This is a genomic window from Pseudomonas monachiensis, from assembly GCF_047345015.1.
GTDB classification, from domain to species: domain Bacteria; phylum Pseudomonadota; class Gammaproteobacteria; order Pseudomonadales; family Pseudomonadaceae; genus Aquipseudomonas; species Aquipseudomonas monachiensis.
In genome coordinates this window covers 6,227,749-6,240,600 of record NZ_CP178857.1, presented here as the reverse complement: position 1 = coordinate 6,240,600, position 12,852 = coordinate 6,227,749, and the positions used below count along the sequence as shown (strand labels likewise).

Genomic DNA, 12,852 nt, shown 5'->3' with positions numbered 1-12,852 from the left:
TCAGCGGTTACAACGACTCCAGGCACCCTGCCAGATCATTCCCCAACTTCTCCAACACCTGCTCATAGCCCTGAGCGGTCGCCGGCGTGTACCCGCCCAGCGCATCCAGTTCAGCCAGCTTCACTGGCAGTCCGGCCACCAGGGTTTCCGCCAGGCGTGGCCGCAGCGGTGGTTCACTGAACACACAGGTCTTGCCGACTTCCTGCAACCGCGCGCGCATTGCCGCGACATGCTGGGCACCGGGTTGCACTTCGGCCGCGACGCTGAACACACCCACGTGCTTGAGGCCGTAGGCGTCTTCGAAGTAGTCGAAGGCTTCGTGGAAAACGAAGTAGGGCTTGCCTTGAACATCGGCCAGGCGTTTCTTCAGGCGCGCATCCAACGCATCGAGACGCTCGTCGAAGGCTTTCAGATTGCTCTGATAGCGCGCGGCATTTGCAGGATCGGCGGCAATCAAGTCAGCCGCCATTTTCGTGGCGATGACCCGGGCGTTGACCGGCGACAGCCACAGGTGCGCATCCAGACTGCCCGGACGGTGATCGTGGTCGTGCTCGTCGGCTTCTTCGGCGTGTGAGTGGTTATCTTCGGCAAAACGACGCAGTTTCATGCCCGGCAAATCCTGCACGGCGACGTTAGGCAACGTACGACCATTGAGCACCCGTGGCAGGAAGCCTTCCATGTCCGGGCCGATCCAGTACAGCAGGTCCACCGACTGCACCTTACGTACGTCGGAAGGCCGCAACGCATAGTTATGCGGCGAAGCACCCGGTGGCAGCAAAACCTCGGGGATCGCCACGCCGTCCTGCACTGCAGCCGCGATCAACTGCAGAGGCTTGATGCTGGTAAGGACCTTGACCTCGGCCTGCGCCGAACCGATCAGCAGAAAACTTGCGATAAATGCGACAAAAACAGAAAAAAGTCGGGACACGATGACCACTCGAAGAGGCGAGAACGGGTAACATAATAACGTCTCTCACAATCGTCGTCGCCGCTCATGCTCAAAACACCGATCGCCAGCCGTCCCCACGACCACTCACATTGCGTTCACAGCGCTTTGTCCGAGGCCGATGCCCTGTGTGCGCGTCAAGGCCTGCGCCTGACCGCGTTGCGCCGGCGAGTGCTGGAACTGGTGTGGCAAAGCCACAAGCCGCTGGGTGCCTACGACATTCTCGCAGTCCTTAGCGAACAGGACGGGCGCCGCGCCGCGCCGCCGACGGTGTACCGCGCGCTGGATTTCCTGCTGGAAAACGGCCTGGTCCATCGGATTTCCTCGCTCAACGCCTTCATCGGCTGCAATCACCCGGAACATGCTCACCAGGGTCAGTTCCTGATCTGCCGTGCGTGCCACGCCGCGATCGAACTTGAGCAAAAATCCATCAGCGACGCGATCATCGCCAGCGCCAGGGATGTCGGGTTTGTCGTCGAAGGCCAGACCGTCGAAGTGGTCGGTCTCTGCTCGGGTTGCCAGGGGGCTTGATGAGCAACGCGCTGATCCGTCTTGAACAGGTTGCCGTCACGTTCGCCGGGCAACCGGTGCTGGACAACATCGAACTGAGCGTCGAGCCGGGGCAGATCGTTACCCTGATCGGCCCCAATGGCGCCGGCAAAACCACCCTGGTGCGGGCCGTGCTCGGCCTGCTGAAACCGGACAGCGGCAGCGTCTGGCGCAAGCCGAAACTGCGGGTCGGTTACATGCCGCAAAAACTTCACGTCGATCCAACCCTCCCACTGTCGGTCCTGCGTTTCTTGCGCCTGGTACCGGGCGTGGACCGTGCGATGGCCTTGGCGGCACTCAAGGAAGTCGGCGCCGAACAGGTGATCGATAGCCCGGTGCAAAACGTTTCCGGTGGCGAAATGCAACGCGTGTTGCTGGCCCGGGCCTTGTTACGTGAACCGGAACTGTTGGTACTCGACGAACCGGTACAGGGTGTCGACGTGGCCGGCCAAGCTGAGCTGTACAGCCTGATCACCCGCCTGCGTGACCGTCACGGTTGCGGCGTGCTGATGGTCTCCCACGATTTGCACCTGGTGATGAGCACCACCGACCAGGTGGTTTGCCTCAATCGTCACGTCTGCTGTTCCGGCCATCCCGAGCAGGTCAGTGGCGATCCGGCTTTCGTCGAGCTGTTCGGAAAAAACGCACAAAGCCTGGCGATTTATCACCACCACCACGACCACGCCCACGACTTGCACGGCTCGGTGGTCAAGGCGCCCACACCGGGCCAACCCCATGTCCACGGAGATAGCTGCAAGCATGGCTGATTTTCTGCTCTACGCCCTGCTTGCAGGCTTGGCCCTGGCCGTTGTCGCAGGCCCGCTGGGGTCTTTCGTCGTCTGGCGGCGCATGGCCTATTTCGGCGACACCCTGTCTCACGCGGCATTGCTCGGCGTAGCCCTGGGCTTCCTGCTGGATGTCAGCCCGACCGTTGCCGTCACTGTTGGCTGCTTGCTGCTGGCGGTGATGCTGGTGACCTTGCAACAACGCCAGCCGTTGGCGTCCGACACGCTTTTGGGAATTCTCGCACCCAGCACGCTCTCTCTGGGCCTGGTGGTACTAAGCTTCATGCACGAAGTGCGGATCGACCTGATGGCATACCTGTTCGGCGACCTGCTGGCGATCAGCCCGACCGATCTGGCCTGGATCCTTGGCGGCAGTGCTGCTGTACTGCTCTTGCTGGTTGCGTTGTGGCGCCCATTGCTGGCGATCACGGTGCACGAAGAACTGGCCAGGGTCGAAGGCCTGCCGGTGGCGGGATTACGCCTGGCCTTGATGCTGTTGATCGCCGTGGTGATTGCCGTGGCGATGAAAATCGTCGGGGTGTTACTGATCACTTCGTTGCTGATCATCCCGGCGGCTGCGGCACAACGTCACGCCCGCTCGCCGGAGCAGATGGCACTGGGCGCGAGCCTGCTGGGCATACTCGCCGTGTGTGGCGGGCTGGCGTTGTCCTGGTTCAAGGACACCCCGGCCGGCCCGTCGATTGTGGTGACGGCCGCCGCGCTATTTCTGCTGAGTTTTGTTCTGCCCCGTCGAGGGGTGTAGACTTGCTCGTTTTTTGCGCAAATAGAGAGTCGCAGGAATGAAGTCGTTCGCCTCCCGTTATCTGCTCCTTGTCGCATTTTCTTTGCTGCTGGGCGCCTGCCAAAGCACGCCATCGGAAGCCACCAAGGCCGCCGATGCACGGGCCATGGCCATCGTGCAGCTGGAGCAAAACATCGCCAGCGATGAACTGGCCATCGCCGAAGACCAATTGGCAGCCTTGCAGGCCGAATCGCCCAACGATGCTTCCCTTGAGCAATACCAGCGGCAACTGGCCGAAGCCTATCTGCGCCGCAGCCAGACCGTACTGCAAAAAGGTGACGTGGATGCCGCCGCGACCGCCCTGAGCCGTGCCCGCGCGTTGATGCCCAAGGCTCCGGCACTGACCGGCGGAGTCAACGGCTCGATTGCCCAGGCGCGCAAGGCCGAGCTGGAAAAGGCCGAAGCCGCCCTCAAGGCTGCCGAAGCCAAGCCAAAAGCCAAGGTCATCGACCCGATGGCTGAAAGCACCACTGTCGTACTGAATATCAACGATATGGGCAAACTGCGTCGCCAACTGGATGCCATCGCCGCCGATGTGGTGAATTTTCTGTGTGATGTAAGCATTCAGGCTCCACGCACCAACGATTACCCTTGGCTGGCTAACTTGCTGACCAAGCGAGTGAAGAAGCTCGATCCTGAGTTTGATCTGAAGCTGGAGCGGCAGATTTTGCGCAGTGTTCCGGCGCAGATGGTTCTGAGTCCGCGCAAACCCTGAAAAGCATCGTCGGAACGCCGACCGGAGCAAGCCCGCTCCCACAATGCCCGAGTTAGCCACAAAACAAGTGACCAACCTGGAACCCTGTGGGAGGGGGGCTTGCCCGCGAAGGCATCCTGTCTGGCAGTAAAACTCTCAGGCCGGAATCGCCTTGGCCTTCGCCTCTCTACCCCAAACCCGATGCTGCCCTATTGCAGCCAAAAACGGTTTGATCAATTTCGCATCCGCACCCACGATCAACCCCGCATCAGCCTCCAGCTTCAACACATCCAGCAACTGCTTCGCCTCGCCCTGAAACGCGATAGCCTTCAGATGCTTGTATGCCTCCAGCAGGTAATGCAGTGCCACTCCGTCAGTGCTCAGCGCCTTGATCGACGCGGCTCCGCCCGGCACGAACACCGCATCGAACGCCACCGAAGGCGAACCTTCCATCGAAGCTTCGACCGCAAGGGTTTTGCCATCAGCCGTTTTGACTGGCGCCGAACTCGGCCCTAACAGTATCCCGTGGGCCCCCTCCGCTTTCAGCGCTTTCTTCATTGCAGCGATCGAGGCGCCATCGACACCGTTCGCCGCCAAAATCGCAATTTTTCGCGTCTTGATGTTTTCCGGCAACAGATTGGCCTGGCTCAATGCCGGTGAATGATCCAGCGCGGTTTTGCGCACCTCGACGGTTCCTCGACTGGGCGCAGGCAATCCAAGGTTCTGCGCCACGCGCCTGGCCAATTCCAGATCGATATTGACGAGGATTTCGTTCACTTCCCGGGCGCGGATCGCTTCGCGCTCGACCTTGCCCAACTCAAAGCTATAGGCCGAGATGATGTGCTCCCGTTCATGCTCACTCATGCTGTGGAAAAACAAGCGAGCCTGGGAGAAGTGGTCCGCGAACGATTCGCTGCGCTGGCGAATCTTATTGGCGTCGATGCGCTCCGGATAGCTATCGAACCCGCCGTCCTGAGCGGAGGCCGGCGTTTCCTTTGGCCAGCCGCCATCAATGGAGTTCGGCTCATAGGAGGCACGTCCTTTGTCGATAGTGGTGCGGTGCTGCGCATCCCGCTGGCCGTTGTGGAAGGGTGACACCGGACGGTTAATCGGGATCTCGTGAAAGTTTGGTCCGCTGAGTCGGCTGATTTGCGTGTCGGTGTAGGAAAACAACCGACCTTGCAGCAGAGGATCGTTGGAAAAGTCGATCCCCGGGACGATATGTCCGGGGCAAAAGGCAACCTGCTCGGTTTCGGCGAAGAAATTGTCCGGATTGCGGTTCAGCACCATCTTGCCCAACGGCGTGATAGGGACCAACTCTTCGGGGATCAGCTTGGTGGGGTCGAGAATGTCGAAATCGAAGGCATGTTCGTTTTCTTCTTCGATGACCTGCACCCCCAACTCCCACTCCGGATAGTCGCCGATCTCGATCGACTCCCACAGATCACGACGGTGGTAGTCGGCATCTTTTCCCGCAAGCTTCTGCGCTTCGTCCCACACCAACGAGCAAGTGCCGGCCGTGGGGCGCCAGTGGAATTTGACGAACCGCGATTTTCCTTCGGCGTTGATCAGGCGGAAGGTATGCACACCGAAGCCCTGCATGCTGCGCAGACTTTTCGGGATCGCCCGGTCGGACATCGCCCACATCACCATGTGCGCCGATTCCGGCACCAGCGAGACAAAGTCCCAGAAGGTGTCATGGGCCGAGCCCCCGGTAGGGATTTCGTTGTGCGGCTCGGGTTTGACCGCATGCACGAAATCGGGAAACTTGATGGCGTCCTGAATGAAGAACACCGGCATATTGTTGCCCACCAGGTCGAAGTTGCCTTCGTCGGTGAAGAACTTCACCGCGAAACCTCGTACGTCGCGCACGGTATCGCCTGACCCTCGCGGCCCCTGCACCGTGGAAAAACGCACGAAGACCGGGGTTTTCTTCGCCGGATCCTGCAGGAAACCGGCCTTGGTCAGCACAGAGTGGTTTTCATAACTCTGGAAGTAACCATGGGCACCGGTCCCGCGAGCGTGAACGATGCGCTCCGGGATCCGCTCGTGATCAAAATGCGTGATCTTTTCACGCATGATGAAATCTTCCAGCAAAGACGGCCCGCGGCCCCCGGCCTTCAGGGTGTTCTGGTTGTCCGCCACCTTCACGCCCTGGTTGGTGCGCAAGGCCTGCTCAGTGGCATCGGAGCGAAATGTTTCCAGGCTGTCGAGCTTGGCATTGGTGTTGTGGCGGTCCGGGGTATCGGACCCGGCCAGGGCACTCTGGGTGGCGGCAGGCTTCTTGATACTCATCAGGCGTGAACTCCTCAGGCGTATTCCAGTGGCCTAAGTAGTGACTGACGTATTTCTTCAGCCGTTCCTTTTTTCTGACCTTTGATCGCGTTATTGCCAAATGACAGGACAAATGCGAAATAAATGCTAAGAACCTCTATACGGACAGGCTAAAATGCGCGCCCGGCTAACCGCTGATCCTTTTCTAACGCGCCCCACAAGGTTCGCTACGTGATCGAGTTTCAAAACGTCCATAAAACCTACCGCGTCGCCGGTAAGGAAATCCCCGCCCTGCATCCGACCAGTCTGACGATTGAGAACGGGCAGGTTTACGGCTTGATCGGTCATTCCGGCGCAGGAAAAAGTACCCTGCTGCGTCTGATCAATCGCCTGGAAAACGCCAGCGGCGGCAAGATCATCGTCGACGGTGAGGAAGTCACCGCTCTAGACGCCAACGGCCTGCGCCGCTTCCGTCAGCAGGTCGGGATGATTTTCCAGCACTTCAACCTGCTGGCCTCCAAGACTGTCGCCGACAACGTGGCGCTGCCGCTGACCCTGGCCGGCGAACTGTCGCGCAGCGAGATCGATTCCCGCGTGGCCGAGTTGCTGGCGCGAGTCGGTTTGTCCGACCACGCCAAAAAGTACCCGGCGCAATTATCCGGCGGGCAGAAGCAGCGTGTCGGCATTGCCCGTGCGCTGGCGACCAAGCCGAAAATCCTGCTGTGCGACGAAGCCACCAGCGCCCTCGACCCGCAAACCACCGCGTCGGTCCTGCAATTGCTGGCCGAGATCAATCGCGAGCTGAAACTGACCATCGTCTTGATCACCCACGAGATGGATGTGATCCGCCGGGTCTGCGACCAGGTAGCCGTGATGGACGCCGGCGTGATCGTCGAGCAAGGCTCGGTGGCCGAGGTGTTCCTGCATCCGAAGCACCCGACCACCAAGCGCTTCGTGCAAGAAGACGAGCAGATCGACGAAAGCGAACAGCGTGACGACTTCGCTCACGTGCCGGGGCGCATCTTGCGTCTGACCTTCCAGGGCGAAGCGACCTACGCGCCTCTGCTGGGCACTGTCGCCCGGGAAACCGGTGTGGACTACAGCATCCTGGCCGGTCGTATCGACCGCATCAAAGACATCCCTTACGGGCAACTGACCTTGGCCGTGACCGGCGGTGACATGGAAGCGGCCTTTGCCCGCTTCACCGCAGCCGACGTCCACATGGAGGTGCTGCGCTAATGGAAGCCCTGACAAGTTTCTTCGCCAATATCGACTGGTTCGAAATCTGGCTGGCCACTGGCGACACGATGCTGATGCTCGGCGGTTCGCTGCTGTTCACCGTGTTGCTCGGTTTGCCCCTGGGTGTTCTGCTGTTCCTGTGCAGCCCGCGCCAGTTGCTGGAAGCCAAAGGCGTCTACGCGATGTTGTCGCTGGTGGTGAACATCCTGCGTTCGCTGCCGTTCATCATCCTGTTGATCGTGATGATCCCGTTCACCGTGTTGATCACCGGCACGTCCCTCGGTGTCGCCGGTGCGATCCCGCCACTGGTGGTGGGTGCCACGCCGTTCTTCGCACGCCTGGTGGAAACCGCCCTGCGTGAAGTGGATCGCGGCATCATCGAAGCGACCCAGGCCATGGGCGCGACCACGCGACAGATCATCACCAATGCCTTGCTGCCGGAGGCTCGTCCGGGCATCTTCGCAGCAATTACGGTGACAGCCATTACACTGGTGTCCTACACGGCGATGGCCGGTGTCGTGGGCGCCGGTGGTCTGGGTGACCTGGCGATCCGCTTCGGCTACCAGCGTTTCCAGACCGATGTGATGGTGGTGACCGTGGTGTTGCTGCTGGTACTCGTTCAGGTACTGCAAACCGTTGGCGACAAATTGGTCGTCCACTTTTCCCGTAAGTAAGACATGAGCCGGCCATTCGCTGGCAGGTGCCAAACGGGCACCGCAAGCGGGCACCTCACATGGAGTTAGCTGAATGAAAAAACTACTCGTGGCCTTCGCGGCCGTTGCGGCATTCTCTGCCCACGCTGAAACCCTGACCGTCGCAGCCACCCCGGTTCCGCACGCCGAGATCCTCGAATTCGTGAAGCCGACGCTGGCCAAAGAAGGCGTGGACCTGAAGGTCAAGGTATTCACCGACTACATTCAGCCGAACGTGCAGGTCGCGGAAAAACGCCTGGACGCCAACTTCTTCCAGCACCAGCCGTACCTGGATGAGTTCAACAAGGCCAAGGGCACCCACCTGGTTTCCGTGGCCGGCGTGCACCTGGAGCCCCTGGGCGCTTACTCCAGCAAGTACAAGACCATTGCCGAACTGCCTGGCGGTGCCAACGTGGTGATCCCGAACGACGCCACCAACGGCGGCCGTGCGCTGTTGTTGATGGCCAAGGCCGGCCTGATCAAGTTGAAGGATTCGAACAACATCCTGTCGACCGTGAAAGACATTACCGAGAACACCAAGGACCTGAAAATCCGCGAACTGGAAGCCGCGACCATCCCGCGCGTACTGACCCAGGTCGACCTGGCGCTGATCAACACCAACTACGCGCTGGAAGCCAAGCTCGATCCGGCCAAGGACGCGCTGTTCATCGAAGGCAGCGACTCGCCTTACGTGAACATCCTGGTGGCTCGCCCGGACGACAAGGACAGCGATGCGATGAAGAAGCTGGTCGCTGCCCTGCACAGCCCGCAAGTGAAGGCCTTCATTCTCGAGAAGTACAAAGGCGCGGTGGTGCCGGCGTTCTGATCGAACTGCTGCAACGAAAAAGGGGACGCCAAGTGCGTCCCTTTTTTGTGCCTTGAAATATAGACCCCTGTGTCACTTAGTTGCGCTTGAGCATCACCGGCAACTGCGCCACCAACTTCGCATTATTCAACGGCGCCCGAATAAACCCGCGCTGAGTGCCATCCGGCCCGATCACGGCAAGGTTACCGCTGTGGTCAACGGTGTAGTTCGGCTTGCTGGTGTCCGCCGGGATGAACGGAATGCTCACCGCGTTGGCGATCGTTTGCAACTCGTCGGTCGACGCCGGGGTCAGGCCGATGAACTGCGGGTCGAAGTAGCCCAGGTACTGCTTCAGTTGCTTGGGCGTATCGCGATTGGGGTCGATGCTGACCAGCACGATCTGCAGTTTATCCACCGCTTCTGGCGGCAACTCGCTCTTGATCTGTCGCAGTTGGGCGAGGGTGGTCGGGCAGATGTCCGGGCAGAAGGTGTAGCCGAAGAACAGCAGGCTCCACTTGCCTTTCAATTCGTTGATCGCGACCGGCTGGCCGTCCTGATTGGTCATCGTCACGTCCGGCAGATTACGGCTCTGCGGCAGCAAGATGATGCCGGCGTCGATCAGCGCCGTCGGATCGCCCTGGTTTTTCCCGGACAGCACCTTGTTGACGGTCAGGCCCAGGATCAATGCAACCAGGGCGACGAGTATGAAGACGGTTTTCTGGGTTCGAGTCATAGGTTCAACAATAGATAGTGGTCTACGAGCAGGGCGATAAACAACAGGAACAAGTAGTAAATAGAGTACTTGAACGTGTTGATCGCCGCGTGCGGCCGAGTGCCACGGTACAGCACCACGGCCCATTGCAGAAACCGCGCGCCCAGCCCGAGCGCGCAGACCAGGTAGAGAGTGCCGCTCATGTGGATCACATAAGGCATCAGGCTGACGGCAAGCAATGCGAAGGTATAAAGCAGGATGTGAATCTTGGTGTAGTGCTCGCCATGGGTGACCGGCAGCATCGGGATGTCGGCCTTGGCGTATTCCTCCTTGCGATGGATCGCCAGCGCCCAGAAGTGCGGCGGGGTCCAGGCGAAGATGATCAGCACCAGCAGCAGCGGTTCGGCGCTGACGTGACCGGTGGCGGCGGTCCAGCCGAGCAATGGCGGCGCGGCACCGGCCAGCCCCCCGATGACGATGTTCTGCGGAGTCGCGCGCTTGAGGAATCCGGTGTAGACCACCGCATAGCCAAGCAATGAGGCGAGGGTCAGCCACGCGGTCAGCGGGTTGGTGAACGCCAGCAGCATGGCTTGCCCGAGGACCGCCAATACCAGCGCGAACGTCAGCGCAGCGGTCGGCGAAACCCGGCCTTCGGCGAGCGGCCGTTTGTGGGTGCGCGCCATCAACGCGTCGATGCGCCGGTCCACCACATGATTGACCGCCGCTGCGCCACCGGCACACAGGGCGATGCCCAGATTGCCGAAAATCAGCACCGTCCACGGCACTCCAGCACGGGTCGCGAGGAACATCCCCACCAGTGAAGTGATGAGCATCAGCACCACGACTTTGGGTTTGGTCAGTTCCAGGTAGTCACGCCAGATCGCCTGACTGGGACGTTCGCCGATCAGAATCGCCATGGCATCTCTCCTTTTATTGTTATGGGCCCGGCTGAGTGTTTACGCGGGCTGAAGTGCCAGCGCGCTTGCTTGACCCGGACCAGACTGGTTCGGGCGTGGTAGTTGACCAACACCATGGTCAGCAACAGCGCCGCGCCGCCCGCGTTATGCGCAACGGCCACCGGCAGCGGCAGATGGAACAGCACATTGCTGATGCCCAGGGTGATTTGTGCGCCAAGGGCAATCAGCACCAGGCCTGCCAGGCGCGTCATGCCGACTGTTTTCAGTTGCCAGGCCAGACCGAGTAGCACCAAAGTCACCAACAGGGCGCCAATACGGTGAGTCAGGTGAATCGCAGTACGAGCATCGCTGTCCAGTTGCCCGCCGAGGTAGTTCGGGCCGATGTGCTGGGTCAGGTGAAAGCCGTTGGCGAAGTCCGCCGGTGGCAACCACTGGCCGTGGCAGGTCGGGAAGTCGATACAGGCCACCGCGGCATAATTGGAACTGACCCAGCCCCCGAGGGCGATTTGCCCGATCACCAGCAACAGCCCCGCCGTCGCCCAGTGCTGTAAACGTCGTGGCACAGTCAGCGCCGGCAGCACACCGGACAGGCGCAAGGTCAGCAGAAACAACAGGCTCAAGGTCGCGAAGCCGCCCAGTAAATGCCCGGTGACCACCTGCGGCCAGAGCTTTAGCGTTACCGTCCACATGCCGAACGCGGCCTGGCCAAGAACCACCGCCAACAGAAACAACGGCAGCTTCACCGGTTGCCCGGGATGGCGGCGATGCACCCACGCACGACCGGCCAACACCGCGATCAACAGCCCCAGCGTGCCCGCGAAGTAGCGGTGGACCATCTCGTTCCAGCCCTTGTGGGCCTCGACCGGAGCGTCCGGGAAATGCAATTCGGCATGGGCCAGCTGGGCTTCGCTTTTCGGTACGCTGATGAAGCCATAGCAGCCGGGCCAGTCCGGGCAGCCGAGGCCGGCGTGGGTCAGGCGGGTGTAGGCGCCGAGCAACACCACAATCAGTGCCAGCAAGGTGGCAAACAACGCGAGGCGAAATCCAGGCTTGGCCATGACGATGCCCTTATCCGATGTTCGACAGTTTCAGCAGGTGGCGCAGATCGTTGAGCAGGTCCTTGCCCTTTACCGACGGGTCGTAGCGCAGCACCAGATTGCCGTGGGGGTCGATGATCCACAGATGCGGCGTGTCATTGCTCTGGGCGCCTTTAGTGTAGGCAGGCAAGTCCAGCGAATAGCGTTGCAACTGCGGGTACTCGCGTTGAAGTTTAGACTCGTAATCGCTGTTCAGCGTCTGCGCAGCGGCCAATGCATGACTGGCGCGGGACGCATCGCGGCCCAGGCCGATCTGGATTTGCCGCGCCAGATACACCAGTTGCTGACAATCCACCGCGCAATCCTTGGGCGCGGTCACCAGTATCTGCCAACGCTCTTCCTGTGCCTGCACGCCGATGTCCGCACGGGTCTGGCCGTTGCCGATCAGTTCGCCGTGATAACTGCGGCCCTCGGGCACCCAGAAATTCAGCTTGTACATGCCGGTGGCGAGGATCATCGGACCGATCACCCCGAGCAGGATCAGCAGCAGTTGCATACGGCCCTTGCGGCGGTTCACCGACGGTTTCGCCTCAGACATGCTGGGTGGATTCATGGCCGCTCCCATGGTGTTTCTCCTTTGCGTTGTGCCAGCCGAGATAGAGATAAAGGCCGAACAGGGCGATCGCCATGGCGAACCACTGCACGGCATAAGCGATGTGTTTTTCCGGACCCATGGCGACTACGGGCCAGTCGGCCTGATAGGTGGCGGGGCCGGTTTCGGCGCGCAGTTCGTAGGCAAAGCCTTCGCGGTTCAGTGCTGTCCAGAGCTTGTCTGGCTCAACGGCCGTAATCAGCTTCGGCCATGTCAACGTTGTGGGATCTGCGTGCAATTGGAACGTCGCCCCGGGGGAGACATAGACCCACGCCTCGAGGCTGACTGCTTCGCCAGGTGTCTTGAATTGCGGTGGTGTGCGGCGCTCCGGCCAAGGCAACCAACCGCGATTGACCAGCAGCCAAAGCCCGGAGGCCTGGTCTAGAAAGGGTTGCAACAGCTCGACGCCAACCCTGCCGTTGCGTTGACTGTTGTCCAGCAGCAGGCTGTGTTCGGCATCAAACCGGCCGTACAGGTGAACCCGACGGAAGGCCGGGTCTGTCGTGTGTTGCAGTTCGGTGCTGGCCATCGGCTCAGCGGCCCGGCGCTCGGCGTAGGTTTGCAGCAGCGCGCTTTTCTCCGCGCCCCGGCTCAATTGCCAGAACCCCAGGAACACCAGTAGCGGCAGCAACAGCACCACCACCAGCGTTGGCACGATACCCGGCCGAAAGCGCTTCATGGCATCGCCAGAAAGTCGGTCATCGCGATAGCTATACTCAAGTGCATCGCTTATCCCCCCGGAGTCTCA

The 12,852-nt window shown here is 60.7% G+C and carries 14 protein-coding genes; 7 read left to right on the top strand and 7 right to left on the bottom strand.

Annotated elements, in window-relative coordinates; genetic code table 11:
• Positions 1-7 precede the first annotated feature (7 nt).
• Positions 8-928, bottom strand: a complete 921-nt coding sequence (gene znuA / locus ACMDB8_RS28255) for a zinc ABC transporter substrate-binding protein ZnuA (RefSeq protein WP_082563011.1) — start codon at positions 926-928, stop codon at positions 8-10.
• A gap of 66 nt (positions 929-994) precedes the next feature.
• Here znuA and zur point away from each other — a divergent pair, with 66 nt between their 5' ends.
• The 4 genes from zur to ACMDB8_RS28235 are packed head-to-tail and all read left to right on the top strand — an operon-like array spanning position 995 to position 3,797.
• Complete coding sequence (zur, locus tag ACMDB8_RS28250) at positions 995-1,477, top strand: zinc uptake transcriptional repressor Zur (RefSeq protein WP_056726713.1); 483 nt, start codon at positions 995-997, stop codon at positions 1,475-1,477.
• Entirely contained in the window at positions 1,477-2,262 is a 786-nt protein-coding gene (gene znuC, locus ACMDB8_RS28245; RefSeq protein WP_056726714.1) for a zinc ABC transporter ATP-binding protein ZnuC, read from the top strand. Before zur ends, znuC begins: the two co-directional genes overlap by 1 nt.
• Entirely contained in the window at positions 2,255-3,043 is a 789-nt protein-coding gene (gene znuB / locus ACMDB8_RS28240; protein WP_046042679.1) for a zinc ABC transporter permease subunit ZnuB, read from the top strand. Before znuC ends, znuB begins: the two co-directional genes overlap by 8 nt.
• Positions 3,044-3,080: 37 nt before the next feature.
• Complete coding sequence (locus tag ACMDB8_RS28235; protein ID WP_409078220.1) at positions 3,081-3,797, top strand: PA5502 family lipoprotein; 717 nt, start codon at positions 3,081-3,083, stop codon at positions 3,795-3,797.
• 135 nt (positions 3,798-3,932) lie between these two features.
• Here ACMDB8_RS28235 and katE read toward each other — a convergent pair whose 3' ends face one another.
• Positions 3,933-6,071: a catalase HPII gene (gene katE, locus ACMDB8_RS28230; RefSeq protein WP_409078219.1), complete on the bottom strand. Its 2,139-nt coding sequence runs from the start codon at positions 6,069-6,071 to the stop codon at positions 3,933-3,935.
• Positions 6,072-6,281: 210 nt separating this feature from the next.
• Between katE and ACMDB8_RS28225 the strand changes: the two genes are divergently transcribed.
• The 3 genes from ACMDB8_RS28225 to ACMDB8_RS28215 all read left to right on the top strand — a co-directional run bounded on the left by ACMDB8_RS28225 (position 6,282) and on the right by ACMDB8_RS28215 (position 8,807).
• Positions 6,282-7,289: a methionine ABC transporter ATP-binding protein gene (locus tag ACMDB8_RS28225; protein ID WP_056726717.1), complete on the top strand. Its 1,008-nt coding sequence runs from the start codon at positions 6,282-6,284 to the stop codon at positions 7,287-7,289.
• Entirely contained in the window at positions 7,289-7,963 is a 675-nt protein-coding gene (locus ACMDB8_RS28220; RefSeq protein ID WP_056726718.1) for a methionine ABC transporter permease, read from the top strand. The genes ACMDB8_RS28225 and ACMDB8_RS28220 overlap by 1 nt, the downstream gene beginning before the upstream one ends.
• 73 nt (positions 7,964-8,036) lie before the next feature.
• On the top strand, positions 8,037-8,807 hold the full coding sequence (locus ACMDB8_RS28215) for a MetQ/NlpA family ABC transporter substrate-binding protein (protein ID WP_056726719.1): 771 nt from the start codon (positions 8,037-8,039) through the stop codon (positions 8,805-8,807).
• Between the two features lie 76 nt (positions 8,808-8,883).
• Here the strand turns inward: ACMDB8_RS28215 and ACMDB8_RS28210 are convergent, their stop codons facing one another.
• From ACMDB8_RS28210 to ACMDB8_RS28190, 5 genes are read right to left on the bottom strand one after another with little or no spacing between them, the layout of a single operon-like run.
• Positions 8,884-9,519 (bottom strand): SCO family protein, encoded by a 636-nt coding sequence (locus ACMDB8_RS28210; protein WP_409078218.1) that lies wholly within the window; start codon positions 9,517-9,519, stop codon positions 8,884-8,886.
• Positions 9,516-10,415, bottom strand: coding sequence for a heme o synthase (cyoE, locus tag ACMDB8_RS28205; RefSeq protein ID WP_056726721.1), 900 nt, complete (start codon positions 10,413-10,415; stop codon positions 9,516-9,518). The genes ACMDB8_RS28210 and cyoE overlap by 4 nt, the downstream gene beginning before the upstream one ends.
• Positions 10,403-11,473: a COX15/CtaA family protein gene (locus ACMDB8_RS28200; protein WP_056726722.1), complete on the bottom strand. Its 1,071-nt coding sequence runs from the start codon at positions 11,471-11,473 to the stop codon at positions 10,403-10,405. The genes cyoE and ACMDB8_RS28200 overlap by 13 nt, the downstream gene beginning before the upstream one ends.
• 10 nt (positions 11,474-11,483) lie before the next feature.
• Positions 11,484-12,077 (bottom strand): hypothetical protein, encoded by a 594-nt coding sequence (locus ACMDB8_RS28195; RefSeq protein ID WP_056726723.1) that lies wholly within the window; start codon positions 12,075-12,077, stop codon positions 11,484-11,486.
• Positions 12,043-12,783 carry an SURF1 family protein gene (locus ACMDB8_RS28190; RefSeq protein WP_056726724.1) on the bottom strand — a complete coding sequence of 247 codons (741 nt, stop codon included), beginning with the start codon at positions 12,781-12,783 and terminating at the stop codon, positions 12,043-12,045. Before ACMDB8_RS28190 ends, ACMDB8_RS28195 begins: the two co-directional genes overlap by 35 nt.
• Positions 12,784-12,852 lie beyond the last annotated feature (69 nt).

Coding starts and splice junctions, on each gene's coding strand:
- zur (WP_056726713.1), top strand. CDS start 995: ATGCTCAAAACACCGATCGCCAGCCGTCCCCACGACCACTCACATTGC.
- znuC (WP_056726714.1), top strand. CDS start 1,477: ATGAGCAACGCGCTGATCCGTCTTGAACAGGTTGCCGTCACGTTCGCC.
- znuB (WP_046042679.1), top strand. CDS start 2,255: ATGGCTGATTTTCTGCTCTACGCCCTGCTTGCAGGCTTGGCCCTGGCC.
- ACMDB8_RS28235 (WP_409078220.1), top strand. CDS start 3,081: ATGAAGTCGTTCGCCTCCCGTTATCTGCTCCTTGTCGCATTTTCTTTG.
- katE (WP_409078219.1), bottom strand. CDS start 6,071: ATGAGTATCAAGAAGCCTGCCGCCACCCAGAGTGCCCTGGCCGGGTCC.
- ACMDB8_RS28220 (WP_056726718.1), top strand. CDS start 7,289: ATGGAAGCCCTGACAAGTTTCTTCGCCAATATCGACTGGTTCGAAATC.
- ACMDB8_RS28215 (WP_056726719.1), top strand. CDS start 8,037: ATGAAAAAACTACTCGTGGCCTTCGCGGCCGTTGCGGCATTCTCTGCC.
- ACMDB8_RS28210 (WP_409078218.1), bottom strand. CDS start 9,519: ATGACTCGAACCCAGAAAACCGTCTTCATACTCGTCGCCCTGGTTGCA.
- cyoE (WP_056726721.1), bottom strand. CDS start 10,415: ATGGCGATTCTGATCGGCGAACGTCCCAGTCAGGCGATCTGGCGTGAC.
- ACMDB8_RS28200 (WP_056726722.1), bottom strand. CDS start 11,473: ATGGCCAAGCCTGGATTTCGCCTCGCGTTGTTTGCCACCTTGCTGGCA.
- ACMDB8_RS28195 (WP_056726723.1), bottom strand. CDS start 12,077: ATGGGAGCGGCCATGAATCCACCCAGCATGTCTGAGGCGAAACCGTCG.
- ACMDB8_RS28190 (WP_056726724.1), bottom strand. CDS start 12,783: ATGAAGCGCTTTCGGCCGGGTATCGTGCCAACGCTGGTGGTGGTGCTG.